The sequence below is a fragment of the Blautia sp. ZXY-1-C6 genome, assembly GCF_056339875.1.
The window spans coordinates 1-16,201 of sequence record NZ_JBWJVQ010000227.1; the positions used below are offsets into that span (position 1 = coordinate 1).

A 16,201-nucleotide genomic window follows, 5' to 3' on the forward strand; every position below is an offset into this window, starting at 1 on the left:
CAGCAAGACCACCACATCTGCAGACAGTCTTCTGGTAAGAAACTGGCAGGATATCCTTGCAGTCTATGTATATCAGCAGAGCCAGGATGGAAAAACAGAATTTACCCTGGATTCTTCCTGCAAGAAAGACCTTGCGAAAATCTTTGCAGAGATGAACCCGATCGTAAGGGACAAGCAGGATATCACTCACGTTACATACGCTAATCGTAAAATCAACTACTATATTAAGAAAAATAAAATCGCAAAAAAGGATCGTACGATCCTTAAGAAATATGTGGAGACAGACTGCAAACTCCTCTGCGCGGTAGTAACAGCTGCCAACGGTTTTGTCCGCGAGAGCGTAGGAGATGATGTTTCCGAGGAAAGAGTAAATGTTATCTCCGCAGCCTATTCACTGGTTGGTAAAGTCGGTTACTTCTGGGGCGGCAAATCCACAGTGATCGGTGAAGATCCAGGTTGGGGAACCAGCGAGAAGGTATCAGCCGAGGGAAGCAAGAGCACCGGAACCATCCGCGCATACGGACTGGACTGCAGTGGTTTTGTCACCTGGGCAGTGATCAACGGATATCAGGATAAAGCAATGCAGGAAGCTGTAGGCGACGGAACTTCCGATCAATGGGAGAAAGCAAACGTGGTAACTGAGGCAGATGCACAGCCCGGAGATCTGGTGTTCCAGAAAGGACCGGAAGCAGGAAGCGATAATCATGTAGGCATTCTCTGCGGTAAAACAGACGCAGGTGACTGGATCGCAGTACACTGCTCCTCCGGTAAGAATGGAGTAACAGTAGGCGAAGCATACAGTGCAAGCTTCCGTTACATCCGCCAGCCATCCTTCTACCCGACACAGGAACAGGTTCAGGAAATGCAGAGCAGCAGTACGGTAAGCACAACAACAGGTGATGCAGCAGCTTCCACAGGAACAGATATCTTTTCTGCAAATGTGACAGTAAGCAATACTCTGCAGGATGCGATGAAGTCAAATACTTCCGACTCAACAGGATTCACAACATTGGAATCCACTGAGAAGACTTCCATCCTTCCGGATAAGATTGATCTGTCAAAAGAGAAAGTCGCTGTATTTAAGGCAAAATAAAATGTATAAAAGAAGAGAAAGTCATACAAAAAAGTCTGGCTTTCCCTTCTTTTTTCGTGTATAAACTTTTTTATCTGTTAACTTAAACGGTTAAGTAAAACTGACGAATTTGCTTATTGGTCTGCGGAATATGCTTCAAAAACGAAAAAAATATTCAAAAATATGGAAACCCCTGGAGAGTACAAAAACCTGTGAGTAGATGGATATTTATATCATCAAAAGCATATTCGTTGAAGTAGGAATGGAACATAAAAGTTTATAATTTTTTATAAGTTTTCAGTAACGGTGTCATTAATCTATATGAAGGGATTTGAGAGAGATACGATCATGTATGAAAAAGGTCAGGAAGCTGAACGCAAAAATACAGAAAGGGAACGTCAGAGAGCGGATTTTGCTGAAAAAGAAAAAATAAAGGCCCCAAAAGAGACAACAGAAGCACTTAAAAGAGTAGCTGAACTGGAGAAGATTTTGCAATGTAAAACTACGGAGGGTAAATAAGATTATCTTAAGATAGCCACAGACTGGCACCCATCCAGCCTGCGGCTTTTTCACCCACTATTTTTGAGTTGACTTTTTGGCACATTGCGCATATACTAACAGTAGCTAAGGAATGTGGTGAGATTCCTTGAAGCAAAACAAAAACCCTCAGAGTGCCAGCTCTGGGGGCTTTCTTGCTCGTTACGGTGAGCTATTCCGTTTAGACTGTTGCTGTCTATCGTCTGCTGTCCAGCCATTTGCATATGTAGTAGCTAACTACGCCTGCTATAACAGAGACAAGAAATGTGGTGAGAATTTCTTCCATGGAGTCCACCTCTTTTCTGCTGGAGGTTCGACAGCTTTTTGAGTATAACATGTTTTAGAACAAATTGGAATAGTAAAACCTGGCATGAGTTAACTGATAGAGGCAGTTAGGGGAGAACCCTCTGCCGGGACTGGTATTAATACTGAACAGGTCTGGCGGGGTCGCACCCCTGTCGGGAAAATAAAGAAACAAAATATGTTTTAAAAGTCCTCTAAAGAAAGTATAAAAATCTAATCAGGTCACAGACTGGAATCCGCTCAGTCTGTGGCTTTTTAGTCATGAATAATTATGATTATAATTGACTTTAATCGCGTTTTTGTTATGTACGGTCAAGTTTAATCCTGTTTATAGATGACTTGCAATTGTATTTCTATTATTTTAAGTCAATCATAATTACAAATATAGTTGACTGCGATTGCACTTTTATTATATAAGGTCAAGCTGAAGCATGTTTATAAGGCAGTTGGAGTCAGAACCGGTTGGCAGCACGCCTCAAGGACTGTTTTTGAGGCGCTCCCTTTATGAAATTAAGAAATTAAGAAAAAATATTATTGTTGTACTGCATGATGAGTAAGTGGTATAATAATACAAGTTTATATTGCAGAAAAAAGCTGTTGTTCGTGAGAGGCTGGGAATAATGATTGAGTGGAAACAAATGACGATGCAGGAAGCAGAGAATAAAATGGAGGTGCTTCGGGAGATTTTTGATGTAGTTCGTCTCCTGAAAGGGAGTGATCTGCAGGCTGCCGGAATGGAACGTAAGCTTGCAGGAAGAGAAAATCTTTGCCAGTGTTATGCTTTCTGGAATAAAGATAAAAGATGTGAGAATTGCATTTCCCTTAAAGCACTGGAGGAGAAGAAACAGACATCCAAAATTGAATTCCTTGATTCTGATATGTATCAGGTATTTGTAAGGTATCTGGAGATTGATGATGAGCCCTATGTAATGGAAATGCTGAAAAAGCTGGACGAGAACACGCTGACAGATGAGGAAGGATATGAAAAACTGACGGAAAAGCTGACAGTATATAGCGAAAAGCTGTATAAGGATGTGCTGACAGGGGCGTATAACCGCAGATATTTTGAGGAAAAAGTCAAAAATATGTCTTTGAATGCCGGAGTTGCAGTTATCGATCTGGATGATTTCAAATTGTTCAATGACACTTATGGTCATGATGGAGGAGACCTGGTACTGACAACCGTAGTGAATGTAATTCGGCATTATATCCGTCGTACGGATATTCTGGTGCGCTATGGAGGAGATGAATTTCTGCTGATCCTGCCCGGAATTGAGAAGGGAGTCTTTTCACAGAAGCTCCGTATGATCGAAGAGAAGATCGATGCGACGCATATTCCGGGTTTTAATCGTCTGAAGCTTTCAGTGAGCATTGGTGGAGCTATGTTTACCCATGGCAGATTGGAGGAAGCACTCACCAAAGCAGACCGACTTATGTATATGGCCAAGGGACATAAAAATATAGTAGTGACCCGGTGGGAGCAGAAGCAAAATACAGACAAGATGGAAAAAAGGAACCTGCCCCAGCTTCTGGTTGTTGATGATTCTGAAATGAACCGAGAGATACTTAAGGAAATTCTGGGAAAAGAATACCGGATACTGGAGGCCTGTGACGGGGAAGAGGCTCTGAAGATGTTAGAGCAGTATGGAACTGAAATCTCATTGGTCCTGTTAGATATTATTATGCCCAAAATGGATGGATTTGAAGTACTCGCCTATATGAACAGAGATAAATGGATCGAGGATATACCGGTGATCATGATTTCCAGTGAAGGATCAGAGAGTTATATCCGCCGTGCCTACGAACTGGGGGCTTCAGATTATATAAGCAGACCATTTGATGCTAAGGTGGTATATCAGCGGGTTATCAATATGATCAAGCTTTATGCCAAGCAAAGGCGTCTGATCCATCTGGTAACAGATCAGATTTATGAGAAAGAGAAAAACAACCGTATGATGACCGGGATTCTCAGTCAGATTGTAGAGTTCCGAAATGGTGAAAGCAGGCTTCATGTGTTGCATATTAATATTCTGACTCAGCTTTTGCTAGAGAAATTGATGCGAAAATCAGAGAATTACGATCTTTCCTGGTCTCAGCAGCATATGATCGCCACAGCTTCCGCACTTCATGATATCGGTAAGATTGGAATTGACGAAAAAATTCTGAATAAACCCGGAAAGCTTACAAAGGAAGAATTTGAAGCCATGAAGCAGCACACGATCATAGGTGCCCGGATGCTTGACAGGCTGGAAATGTATCATGATGAAGAGATGATGAAATATGCCTATGAAATATGCCGCTGGCATCATGAACGTTATGATGGAAAAGGATATCCGGATGGCCTGAAGGGAGAAGAAATCCCTATATCTGCCCAGGTGGTATCACTGGCAGATGTGTATGATGCCCTGGTAAGTGACCGGGTATATAAGAAAGCATATTCTCATGAAAAGGCAATAGAGATGATCCTAAATGGAGAATGCGGAATGTTTAATCCTCTTCTTTTGGAATGTCTGGTGGAAATTCAGGATAAAGTACGCAAGGAACTTGATATTAAAGATGTGAATGAATGTCTGGAATATCTGGAAGAGAGAAACAGATAAAATCCCCCTGAAAAGAGCCTAAACTCAGCGATGAATGGGTGTACATTTCTGTAGATCTGAATGGATTAAAATGAGAAGACAGAGTGATCAAGTTGAACGTGTAGCCTGCGGCAGTGGGAAATCAATAAATTTCTATCAGATCAGAAGGATGCAGAGAATGTTGCGGCTTTGAAAATAATAAATGGTCATTACAGAGATCGATTCATGAAATGCAAAAATATTTTGTAAAAAATTTTCCTGAGTATCTTGACAGGGAATAAATAATCCTTTATAGTATAACACAGATTTGGTGTGTTACTGGACAGGCAGGCATTAACCGGTCATAAATGTTATTTTTTAATGTTTATGGGGGTTAGTGCCTTTTTTTGATGTATTTTATGTGGTAAAACGCGGAATAATCATATGTCAGAAGGTTTTAATCTCCCGGAAACAAGACGGTTTATTCGCACGAATAAGGAAAAGGAGACAAAAGAACATGAAAGACAAGATTTTTGGAGTTTTGCAGCGTGTGGGAAGATCCTTTATGCTTCCGATCGCAATTCTCCCTGTTGCAGGTTTGTTGCTTGGTATCGGCAGTTCCTTCACAAATGAAACAACTATCGCTACCTATGGATTGCAGAAGATCCTGGGAAGTGGAACATTACTTAATTCTCTTCTGATCATTATGAACAAGGTTGGAAGTGCTGTATTTGACAATCTGCCGCTGATCTTTGCGGTTGGTGTTGCCATTGGTATGGCAAAGAAAGAGAAAGAGGTTGCTGCTCTTTCTGCGCTGATTGCATATTTCGTTATGAATGTGGCTGTCAGTGCCATGCTTCTTATTAACAATGAAATCACAGCAGACGGTCAGATAGCAGCAGATGTACTGGAGGGAACCATTACTTCTGTATGCGGGATCCAGTCTCTGCAGATGGGTGTATTCGGCGGTATTATCGTAGGTCTTGGTGTTGCGGCACTTCATAACCGTTTCCACAAAATTGTGCTTCCGAATGCGCTGTCATTCTTTGGCGGCTCAAGATTTATACCGATCATTTCCACAATCGTATATATGTTTGTGGGAATCCTGATGTATTTTGTATGGCCGGTAGTTCAGAACGGTATTTATGCTCTGGGCGGTCTGGTAACAGGCAGTGGATATCTGGGAACTCTGATTTTTGGTATTATTAAACGAGCACTGATTCCCTTTGGGCTGCATCATGTATTTTATATGCCATTCTGGCAGACAGCAGTGGGCGGAACTATGGAAGTTGCAGGACAGGTGGTACAGGGCGGACAGAATATCTTCTTTGCACAGCTTGCTGATTCTGCAAATATAGCACATTTCAGTGCGGATGCAACCAGATATTTCTCTGGTGAGTTTATCTTTATGATTTTTGGTCTTCCGGGAGCAGCGTTGGCTATGTATCGCTGTGCAAAATCTGAGAAGAAAAAAGCAGCAGGCGGACTTCTTCTTTCCGCAGCGCTGGCATGTATGTTTACTGGTATCACTGAACCGCTGGAATTCTCATTCCTGTTTGTAGCTCCGGCATTGTTCGTAGTTCAGGTGATCCTGGCAGGTGCGGCTTATATGATCGCGCATATGCTGAATATTGCAGTAGGACTTACTTTCTCAGGCGGTTTCCTTGACCTGTTCCTCTTTGGTATCCTGCAGGGAAATGCAAAAACAAGCTGGCTGAGGATCATTCCGGTTGGTATTATTTACTTTATCCTGTATTATGTGATCTTTACATTTATGATCAGGAAATTTAATTTCAAGACTCCTGGACGTGAAGATGATGATACAGAGACAAAGCTTTATACAAAAGCTGATGTAAATGCAAGAAAAGAAGCCGGAAAGACAGCCGGTGCAGCTGCAGCGACCTCCGGTGATCCGGTAAGTGAACTGATCACCAGAGGTCTTGGCGGAAAGAAAAATATCGTAGATGTTGACTGTTGTGCGACCAGACTTCGTATCACAGTTGCAAAGCCTGAAAAAGTTCGTGATGAACTTCTGAAACAGACAGATTCCAGAGGAATCGTAAAAAAAGGACAGGGCGTACAGGTTATCTATGGACCTCATGTAACTGTTATCAAGGCGAAGCTGGAAGAATATCTGGAGACTGCTCCAAACGAATTCGCAGATGAGACCCCGGATAATGTACAGGTACAGGAAAATGCTGCAGCAGGAAATGCAGATGGACAGAACAGTGCAGAGGTTGAGGACAAAAATGCAGGTACAGCACAGACCTCAGCACCTGCAAAAGAAGAAAAAATCAGAAAAACAGCAATCATTTACAGTCCTGTAGACGGAATCGCAGCAGATCTTTCTACTGCACCGGATGAGGGATTTGCAGGAAAAATGATGGGTGACGGTGCAGTGGTGACACCAACAGAAGGTACTGTATATGCACCTGCAGACGGTGAAGTTGAGTTTATTTTTGATACAAAACATGCTATAGGTTTCCAGACAGATTCCGGTATCCCTATGCTTCTTCATATGGGAATCGACACTGTAAAACTGGAAGGAAAAGGCTTCGAAATCCTGGTAACAGAGGGTCAGAAAGTGAAAAAAGGTGATCCGATGATGAAACTGGATTTGGAGTTCTTAACTGCTAATGCTCCGTCTATCACTTCCCCTATCCTTGATACTGAACCGGAAGACAACCAGAGAATCAGACTTCTGGCAAACGGTGAGATCAAGGCCGGTGAACCGTTGTTTGCGGTGGAGACACTGGAATAATATTGTTATAATATAGAAATAACGAAGTTAAACATGTCAAAAAACAGTTGGATGATCAAAAGAGATGATATCTTGATTATCTGACTGTTTTTTTACGCACGTGAATTGAAAAGGATGACTTTTTTGCAGGAGGGATCTTGGAATCAAAAATGTAACAAATTTGTGTGACAGATAGGATTCTTATTCAAAATATGGTAAACTATAGCAGTCTTATGACCAAAGGGAAAATTATTATAATGGCAATAAATTTTTATAGAGGGGATTACGACAGAGATGTACAGAGTTAGCAAGGTATTAAATAATAATGGTGTTATAGCCATTGATATGGATGAAAATAAGGAGTATGTGATTCTTGGCAAGGGTGTTGGCTTTGGAAAAAAGGTCAGCCAGCGTTTTGATAAGCCGGAGGGATGCACTACATATCGTCTGGAACAGGAGACAGAGCGTGGATCTGCGAAGGAACTGGTAAAGGGAATAGAGCCGGAGTATCTGGAGATTGCAGATGCAATTCTGACAGAGTCACAGAAAGTGTTTGGAGATTCCATAGACAGAGGGATTCTTTTTCCACTTGCTGACCATATTTCTTTTGCAGTCGCAAGAATCCGCAGAAATGAGCAGATCAGCAATCCGCTGACAGAGGATATCAAGGTTCTTTTCTACAGTGAATTTAAAGTTGCGGAAACACTGAAAACAATTCTGAGAGAAAGACTTCAGATAGAGATTGATGATCATGAGGTTGGATATGTGGCATTGCATATTCATTCTGCAATTGGTGACGAGAAGGTATCTGTTGCCATGCAGACTGCGAGAGCAGTGAGAGAGTGTATAGATATGCTCGAGAAAGCAACAGGTAAGCCAATCGATGTACTGTCACTGTCCTATAATCGCCTGATGAACCATATGAAGTATATGGTAGCGCGTGCATCTACAGGAGAGAAGCTGAATCTGGACATGAATGAATATATGCTGGATCAGTATCCCCAGGCCTATAAGGTTGCCACTGACATCTGTAAAAACCTGGAAGAATGTATTGGACATAAGCTGGATGAAACAGAGACAGGATATCTGGCAATGCATATCCAGAGAGTGTATAAGGATGCGGTATGATCCGACAGTTTCTTTTAGATTATAGTAATTTCCAAGTAAATAGTAATGTATGATTTGACCGCGAGCGCAATTTTATTATTTTCGGTCAAGTTGAAACAGGTTTCAGGTTGACTGGAATTGCGCATATGCAGTATACGGTCAAGTTGAAGCAAGTTTTGGTTGACTGGAATTGCGCATATGCAGTATACGGTCAAGTCGAAACAAGTTTTTGGTTGACTGAGATTGCGCTTGTATTAAATGAAGTCAAGTTGAAACAAGTTTCAGGTTGACCGCAACAGCACTTGTATTAAAGGAAGTCAAGTCGAATCATATTTATAGTTGATCATGGTTATATTATTTACAATTTAAGCCAGGAATAGCCATATTTTTACTTGATCGTAAATGTCTTAATTGCTCGGACGTGAATTGCATCATATAAGGATAGAAACCAAAGAATAGAACGGTTATATTCAGACATTTGAGGTATACGCCTGATATGGATGCGCTGGAGACCTGGACTGCATCGACTTGTTGTTGAGATTGAATAGGATGATTCTATTAAAAGCAAAAATACACCAGTCTACGAGAGATTTTTTTCTCATAAACTGGTGTATTTGTCTTATGGGATTTAATTTTTCGACAATGTATCTTTGAATTGTGAATAATTACTATCTTCTGTAATTTTCTCTACGTATGCATCATAAGCAGCTTGTAAACTATCATATTTCGTACCCTTATCAGCAATTTTTTGATAACTCTCAGCATTATACTGATGATCTGCAATTACCTTGTATAGTGTTGTTATTTTATCTCCGGTTCGCTCGGCAGTTGTTGACTCGGAAACATAGTATTCATTATCTGCTCTGCAGATAATGACAGGAATTTTTGTCCCTGTCGGAAAGTTACTAACGTTTACAGAAGTCCAGAAAAGATAACGTCTATTCTTATTCTTTCCACTGTCCAGATATGCCCAGGTACCGTTTTTTAGCAGACTATCATTTTTTATTAATGTTGAAATCGCAGGAACCATTGTTGAGCTTGTAGCGTTAGAATCAAGTTCAAAATTATTGTTGTTATTCAATGTGCTTTTCAATAATTTTGAATCATTAAGTGGTCCCATCAAATTTTCATTCATATTAAAAGGATGTTTCTTTCCGCCACTTTCTTTTCCACCTGACCATTTAAATTTCACACTGTATCCCCAGTGCTACAGGGCAGGGCGGGCATGGGGAATCAAGTCCCATAAGTGCCTTATAGCATTTCACCTCCGGCTGGAGATTGGGGTACAGCTGTTTAGCAGTGTCGTTATAGCTTAGGATATTATAGTCTTTGTCTATGCTGTAATATCCGGAAGAGTGTGTGTTCATAGTTTTTACTTCTGGTGTTTAATACTTTAAAGTATACTCTTTTTACCCCAAAATAGCAATAAGCAGCCTCTTTTTCGTTCCCTGTAAAATATCTTTAAGTAAAGTATATACTTTACTTTATATTTTATAATATTCATGCTATAATGATTTTGTAAAGTCATTACTTTCATTTTTGTTAAATATTTTGAAATATTAAGTATAATATATAAATTTAATTAAAGGAGGTTTTTACTATGGAAATTGGAGGCTTTTTCCCCTATCAACCTGTTGACTCTGAGCCAAACAACTATGTGGAGCATACCTGCCCCTAATCCCGGGGACACCGCTCATCTAATGTCCGGCCGTTGTGCCATTTATTACTGTCTGAGGGATCTGATGTTAACAGATCAAAAGCGTGTGGCATATCTGCCTTCCTATGACTGCGAAACAGTTCTGGGCTGCTTTGTAAAAGCAGGATATGAAATTCATTATTATGATTTTGACAAAAATCTTTCCCCTGTGTTTGAGGAAGAGATGATCCCGCAGATGAGTGTTCTCCTTGTCTGTGGATACTATGGTTATCCTACCTATGATGAGAACTTTGTCAAAAAATGTAAAGCCAGTGGCGTTTCTGTAATAGTGGATACTACCCATACAGCATTTTCTCCATTGCCGGCCTGTCCGGATTCTGACTATATTGCCGTCAGTCTCCGAAAATGGATGGGTGTTGCCTCCGGTGGTCTTGCCATCAAGCGAAAGGGCACCTTTGGCGTAAAACCTATTCCTATCAATAAAGAACAGTTTTCCCTTAGAGATCAGGCTCTTCAATCCCGAGAGACCTACGAGCATACAGGAAATGAGGACTATAATAAAGAAGGCAATGATGTTTTCTGGAAAGCGGAATTTATGCTTCGTGAAATTTTCGATATCCAGGAAGGGGATGAAGCTTCCCTTAAAACGATTCTTCATTATCCATTCCGGGATGCGATCCGTAAACGCCAGGAAAATTACCATTACCTTCTGGAACACCTGCCGGAACGCTCCGATATCCGCCCGGTATTTCCTTATCTTTCAGATGATATCTGTCCTATGTTTTTCCCTTTCTTTGTGGAAAACCGGGACGCCCTTATCAAGCATCTGGCAGACAGGCACATTCCGCCTAAAGTATATCTGGCCTGTACCACCTTTTGTAAAGGTTGAAGACTATCCAGGAGCTCAATATATTTATTCCCATATCATGTCTGTCAGCTGTGATGAGCGCTTTAACACGGACGATATGCAGAAAATTGTAGAAGCCTTTGAAAACTATTAAAGATCTTAAAGCATTTTGAGAATATCCGTTTGATAAATCTAATCAGGCCACAGACTGGAAATCACCAGTCTATGGCTTCTTCATCTTCTCAGGTTGACATCCCATCTGTCGTTTGCTACACTAAAATCACATATCTGACAAAGGAATGGGAAGTATGAAGAAGAAAAAATTATAATCTATAAACCTGTTACTAATAATGGTAATCTTATGGAGAAAAAGTTGTTTGTCAATACTATCATAGCCGCATATAATGCACAGGCAGTTAATCCGGAATTGATGTTTCGTAAAGCAGTCAGACAGAAATGCTGCACAGGAAAAGACTGTTTATTACACTCTTGACAATGTTAACTTCAATGAATCCCAGGAGCTTATTAAAAACAAACCACTTGAGTTCCATTTGAAGTGACAGATTCCAACCTGGTTGGTACTTCCTTTGCCGGAACAAACACAAAAGACCTGAAACTTCAATTGTACATAGAGTCTGATGACGGTACAAAAATTGAAGGAATTGGAGGAGAAAACACAAAGGTAAAAGAAATACATCTTCCGGTATATAAAGCTAGTGAAAAGCAGGCAGAATATGAAGATGGATATGTATATGTTAACAGTGGAAACGTATATGACTTTACCTTGAATGAACTACAAAACTATGAGAGTTATTTAAAAACAAGTGCAGGTTACAAGGGAAAGGTTACCCTGTATGCGAAAATTTCATGCAAGTACATTTACTACTGCACGGAAAAAGAAGCGCAATCCATTGCACAGATAAACATCTGTCAACGACAGCTCTTTGATCTGGATTGAGGTAAAAACTTTATAACCCCAAATTCTGAAAGCCTCAGACTGGTACAGTACAGCTACCCCGGTCCGGGGCTTTTGAAATGCGGAGATTATTGCCATGAGTATATTTGAGTATGACAAAGAGGAAGAGGAACAGAAACTGCAGGCAATTTATGAAAAGCAGGGTGAATTAAGAAAGGCAAAAAGCATAGCCATCTCGCTTGCGCAGGAAGGAGAATCCATAGAAAGAATAGCAAGAATCCTTGGTGAAACGGAAAAAACGATTAAAGAATGGCTGGCTGAAACGCATTAAAATTGGTTCCGCAGTATCATCAATTGAATGTTACTGTGGAACCTTTTTATATTCATCTGCTATTTTAGCCGGGTAAGTCGGATTTTATCTGCGTATCCCTGACAGTTCGTCTTCTATCCACTTATCTGTGTTGAAGTTACTGTCAAAGAACCTGACGATCACGCCGTAAGGTTCTGTATCACTGTTGAATGCGTTGGCTTCATCAGTGTCTACGTGCATTGCCAGGTGATAATTTCTGTGGACTCTGACTACTACATCTGCGTAGATAAGTGCACGTCCGTAGCTTTTGGTCAGGACGAAGACTTCGTCATTGTCTTTGATATGCAGGGCAAGTGCTTCATCCGGAGTCATGTGGATGTGGCGTTTGGCTACGATGACCCCTCTGGGGATTTCGATATCACCGCATGGACCAGATAAAATACAGCCGGGAGTTCCTTCGATATCACCGGACTGGCGTATTACACTTGGAATCCCCAGTTTTCTGGTGTCTGTAAGGGACATTTCTACCTGCGTGTCGCTGCGGAAAGGACCGAGAAGTGCCATGTTTTCGAAAGTACCTTTCGGTCCTTTGACAGTTACTCGTTCCCGGCACAGATATTGTCCGGGCTGGCTTAATTCTTTGATAAAATGTGGTTTGCTTCCTTCTCCGAATAATTTTTCAAAATCTTCCTGCGAGATATGCAGATGTCTGGCAGAAGTTTCTATAGGTATTTTGATGCTCATTTATTACAATACTCCCTCAATATGTTACTTGTATATGTCTGTCCGACATCCTGTTGCCTGATGGGATACAGAGCAGTTATACTTACTTTTTAGTGTATCTCTTTAATTGGAAATATGCAATGTTTATCTTGTAAGAAGGACAATTTTTATTATAAAATAGTGTTAACTTATTTTTATCGGTTTACAAGGAGAAGTGTTCTGGGCTATAATAAGATACATTAGAATAACAGTTACTGTGAGCGGAGTGAACAGTAACGAATAATAATTCTAAATGTGACAAAACAGAATGAAATAGTAATGTAATATCAGACTTATAGAATAATAACCAAGAAGGATTATTGAATGAGCAAAAAGAGATTTTCCGGGCTGCGTCTGATTCTTATGGTGCCTGTGGTGGTGCTTCTGGCCGGTGGACTGATCATCGGCGGAAGAGCTTTGCAGGAACCGGGGGAAGTAAGGACTCTTAAAAAGCAGGAGGTAGCGCAGACGGATGAAGGACATCAGGAGTATTATTTCGGCCTTCTTAATGAGAATGAACAGAGAGGCTACCGCGAGATCCTGGAGGGGATCAGAAGCTTTGAGGATAAATTTTATCTGTCTCTCTCAGGAGATAATGAGATAGACAGAGTGTATCATGCAGTGCTGAAGGATCATCCGGAGCTGTTCTGGGTACATAACCGGGAGAAAGTTTATAAGACGACTTATTCGGGCAGGGATTACTGTCAGTTTTCTCCGGGATATACTTATACAGAGGAGCAGAGACAGGAGATCACGCAGGCCATGGAGAATGCATATCAGGAGGTGGTGTCGCAGATTCCGGATGGTGCTGATGATTATACCAGGGTAATGACTGTTTATACATATGTCATAGACAATACAGAATATGTGATCTCTGATGATGACCAGAGTATAGCCGGAGCTTTCTGGAAGAAACAGGCGGTATGTGCGGGCTATGCGGGAGCAGTACAGTATCTGTTGGAGCGTCTGGATATTCCCTGTATTTATGTGGAGGGTGATGCTGCAAACAGTACCCAGGGACATGCCTGGAATATTGTAGAGCTGAACGGACAGTATTATTATGTGGATGCCACCAATGGGGACCAGCCGGACTTTCTGGAGGGTGATGCCACGCTGCTGGCAGAGCATAAGACAACGATTTATGATTATCTGTGTCCGTTCCCACAGGAGTACGAGGAGAATTATAAGGCCTCTGATGAGTTTCCTGTTCCTGCGTGTACAGCGACTGACATGAATTTTTATGTGAGAAACGGCGCCTGCTTTGATACCTATGACTGGAACAGTGTATATGACCTGTGCAGACTGCGTATTGACAGTGATGCTGCGGTGGTACGCTTTAAGTTTGGCAGCCAGGCGGCTTATGATGAGGCATATATGGATCTGATCGACAGTAATCATATCCAGGATATCGCAAAATATTATATGGAAGTCCATGGGCTGTCACAGATTTCCTACCATTACGGCGTGATCGACAATATGAAGACCTTATACTTCATGTTCTGACAGGTTTAGCTCAGATGTGTCAGTTGATGATAAGGAACGCTATAAATATATAACTAAAAGGAGTGACTGAAAATTATGGTTAATATGACAGATATATTTGGAAATGCGCTGAGTATTGCCGGAAGTTTTATGGATTCAGATCTGGTGAATCGTTTTATGATGGTAATATTTGCAGTGATCCTTGTGTTTGGAGTGCTGAACTGTATTCTGGGATACAGGCTTCTGCGTTTCTGGATGATGCTGGGAGGTTTTCTGGTAGGCGGCGGCCTTGCGCTGGTGGTTGTACATACAATGGGAATACAGGAGAAATCAACAATGCTGATCGCAGCACTGGCGGCAGGAGTTGTGTTCGCAGTGATTGCATTTCTGATCTATAAGGCAGGTGTGTTTATCCTGGCAGCAGGTATCGGCTGGGCGGCCAGTATTTATTTCCTGCATCCTACCAGCTCCGCAGTATTTTTTGCATGTATTCTGATCGGCGTAGCTCTTGGTTCCATGGCAGTGAAATACTGCAGGGAAGTGCTGATCGTGGCTACAAGTCTGATCGGTGGTATTATGGCAGGGGTTTCCCTTGCACAGCTTGGAAATCTGGCAGATATTCCCTATGGTCTGGGAATGAGTGTAGGGTTTGCAGTTCTGGGTATGCTGATCCAGTTTGCTATCAACAAACCGGTTTCTGATGAAGAGGATGAAGAAACGGTTGATGAAGAAAGCACTGAGCAGATTTACAGGCGAAATCAGGAACTGAGACAAGACCAGAGTTTTGAGCAGTCTCAGGATAGAGACATGGAGGAATCAATATATGCCAGAGGACAGAAAGGACAGGCGAGAAAAAATGGCAAAAGAAGCTAAGACAAATGCAATGAGAATGCTGGACAGACAGAAGGTTAAATATGAGGCGTTCTCCTATGAATGTGATGAATTTATTGACGGGATCCACAGTGCGGATAAGATTGGTGCTCCCTATGACCAGTCTTTTAAGACTCTGGTAATGGAAGGAAAGAGCGGCGGTTATTTCGTTTTTGTAGTTCCGATTGAAAAGGAAGTTGACCGTAAGGCGGCTGCAAAGGCTGTCGGTGAGAAGACAGTGGACATGATCCATGTGAAGGATATCACAAAGATTACCGGATATGTGAGAGGCGGCTGTAGCCCGCTGGGAATGAAGAAACCTTATCCTGTTGTGTTTGATGCATCTGCAGGAGAATTTGAGGAGATTTATGTGAGTGGCGGCCGTATCGGACTGACACTGAAGGTTCCCCTTGCTGATCTGCTTAAGGTGACAGGCGGAAAGCTGGCGGATATTATCATGAAGACAGAATAAAATAACAGGGTACGGCTAAGCCGTACCCTGTATTTTATTCTTTAGTTATCGGAAGCGTCCTCTTCATTGATCTCGAATACGTGACGTTTCTTAGCCATCTCATCACTTGCCAGATATTCATCGTAAGTAGTGATCTTGTCGATCATAGTTCCATTTGGAAGGATTTCCATGATACGGTTGGCTGTTGTCTGTACGAACTGATGGTCATGTGAGGTGAAAAGGATAACACCCGGGAATTTAATCAGACCGTTATTCAGTGCTGTGATGCTCTCCATGTCGAGGTGGTTGGTTGGCTCATCAAGGATGAGAATGTTTGCACCGGAGATCATCATCTTGGAAAGAAGACAGCGGACTTTCTCACCACCGGAAAGAACGCGTACACGTTTGATGCCGTCTTCACCGGGGAAGAGCATACGTCCGAGGAATCCACGAACATAAGTAGCATCCTTGATCTCGGAATACTGTGTCAGCCAGTCTGTAATAGTAAGGTCATTATCGAACTCTGCAGTGTTGTCCTTAGGGAAATATGCCTGGGAAGTGGTAACACCCCATTTATAATTTCCTTCAT

Annotated in this window: 15 protein-coding genes; 11 read left to right on the forward strand and 4 right to left on the reverse strand. The window is 41.6% G+C overall.

What is annotated here, in order from left to right:
- The 5 genes from AC075J_RS14005 to AC075J_RS14025 form a co-directional block, all read left to right on the forward strand.
- On the forward strand, positions 1 to 1,093 hold a 1,093-nt coding region (locus tag AC075J_RS14005), incomplete at its 5' end, for a C40 family peptidase (RefSeq protein ID WP_476390444.1).
- Positions 1,094 to 1,393: 300 nt separating this feature from the next.
- Positions 1,394 to 1,591: a hypothetical protein gene (locus AC075J_RS14010; RefSeq protein ID WP_022381032.1), complete on the forward strand. Its 198-nt coding sequence runs from the start codon at positions 1,394 to 1,396 to the stop codon at positions 1,589 to 1,591.
- A gap of 941 nt (positions 1,592 to 2,532) precedes the next feature.
- A complete protein-coding gene (locus tag AC075J_RS14015) occupies positions 2,533 to 4,512 on the forward strand; it encodes a diguanylate cyclase (RefSeq protein ID WP_476390445.1) in 1,980 nt (659 codons plus the stop codon).
- Positions 4,513 to 4,987: 475 nt separating this feature from the next.
- Positions 4,988 to 7,231, forward strand: a complete 2,244-nt coding sequence (locus AC075J_RS14020; RefSeq protein WP_022381030.1) for a PTS sugar transporter subunit IIABC — start codon at positions 4,988 to 4,990, stop codon at positions 7,229 to 7,231.
- 273 nt (positions 7,232 to 7,504) lie between these two features.
- Complete coding sequence (locus AC075J_RS14025) at positions 7,505 to 8,338, forward strand: PRD domain-containing protein (protein ID WP_055059490.1); 834 nt, start codon at positions 7,505 to 7,507, stop codon at positions 8,336 to 8,338.
- Positions 8,339 to 8,945: 607 nt separating this feature from the next.
- On the opposite strand, the gene AC075J_RS14030 is transcribed toward AC075J_RS14025, so the two are convergent.
- Both AC075J_RS14030 and AC075J_RS14035 read right to left on the reverse strand, forming a co-directional pair.
- Positions 8,946 to 9,509 (reverse strand): hypothetical protein, encoded by a 564-nt coding sequence (locus AC075J_RS14030; RefSeq protein ID WP_055059491.1) that lies wholly within the window; start codon positions 9,507 to 9,509, stop codon positions 8,946 to 8,948.
- Positions 9,499 to 9,684: a hypothetical protein gene (locus AC075J_RS14035; protein ID WP_055059492.1), complete on the reverse strand. Its 186-nt coding sequence runs from the start codon at positions 9,682 to 9,684 to the stop codon at positions 9,499 to 9,501. Before AC075J_RS14035 ends, AC075J_RS14030 begins: the two co-directional genes overlap by 11 nt.
- A gap of 375 nt (positions 9,685 to 10,059) precedes the next feature.
- Here AC075J_RS14035 and AC075J_RS14040 point away from each other — a divergent pair, with 375 nt between their 5' ends.
- From AC075J_RS14040 to AC075J_RS14050, 3 genes are all read left to right on the forward strand, one after another.
- Positions 10,060 to 10,863: a PLP-dependent aminotransferase family protein gene (locus AC075J_RS14040; RefSeq protein ID WP_476390446.1), complete on the forward strand. Its 804-nt coding sequence runs from the start codon at positions 10,060 to 10,062 to the stop codon at positions 10,861 to 10,863.
- Between the two features lie 514 nt (positions 10,864 to 11,377).
- Positions 11,378 to 11,779: a hypothetical protein gene (locus AC075J_RS14045; protein ID WP_055059493.1), complete on the forward strand. Its 402-nt coding sequence runs from the start codon at positions 11,378 to 11,380 to the stop codon at positions 11,777 to 11,779.
- Between the two features lie 94 nt (positions 11,780 to 11,873).
- Positions 11,874 to 12,068, forward strand: a complete 195-nt coding sequence (locus tag AC075J_RS14050; RefSeq protein ID WP_243099767.1) for a hypothetical protein — start codon at positions 11,874 to 11,876, stop codon at positions 12,066 to 12,068.
- Between the two features lie 84 nt (positions 12,069 to 12,152).
- On the opposite strand, the gene pduL is transcribed toward AC075J_RS14050, so the two are convergent.
- Positions 12,153 to 12,791 carry a phosphate propanoyltransferase gene (gene pduL, locus AC075J_RS14055; RefSeq protein ID WP_025580128.1) on the reverse strand — a complete coding sequence of 213 codons (639 nt, stop codon included), beginning with the start codon at positions 12,789 to 12,791 and terminating at the stop codon, positions 12,153 to 12,155.
- A gap of 342 nt (positions 12,792 to 13,133) precedes the next feature.
- On the opposite strand from pduL, the gene AC075J_RS14060 reads away from it, so the two are divergent.
- The 3 genes from AC075J_RS14060 to ybaK all read left to right on the forward strand — a co-directional run bounded on the left by AC075J_RS14060 (position 13,134) and on the right by ybaK (position 15,633).
- Positions 13,134 to 14,312 carry a transglutaminase domain-containing protein gene (locus AC075J_RS14060; RefSeq protein WP_025578668.1) on the forward strand — a complete coding sequence of 393 codons (1,179 nt, stop codon included), beginning with the start codon at positions 13,134 to 13,136 and terminating at the stop codon, positions 14,310 to 14,312.
- A gap of 75 nt (positions 14,313 to 14,387) precedes the next feature.
- Complete coding sequence (locus tag AC075J_RS14065; RefSeq protein ID WP_025578669.1) at positions 14,388 to 15,164, forward strand: TM7S3/TM198-like domain-containing protein; 777 nt, start codon at positions 14,388 to 14,390, stop codon at positions 15,162 to 15,164.
- Positions 15,148 to 15,633 carry a Cys-tRNA(Pro) deacylase gene (gene ybaK / locus AC075J_RS14070; RefSeq protein ID WP_008703300.1) on the forward strand — a complete coding sequence of 162 codons (486 nt, stop codon included), beginning with the start codon at positions 15,148 to 15,150 and terminating at the stop codon, positions 15,631 to 15,633. Before AC075J_RS14065 ends, ybaK begins: the two co-directional genes overlap by 17 nt.
- Before the next feature lie 41 nt (positions 15,634 to 15,674).
- Here ybaK and AC075J_RS14075 read toward each other — a convergent pair.
- Positions 15,675 to 16,201, reverse strand: a 527-nt coding sequence (locus AC075J_RS14075) for an ATP-binding cassette domain-containing protein (protein ID WP_476390447.1), incomplete at its 5' end; no start/stop codon positions are given.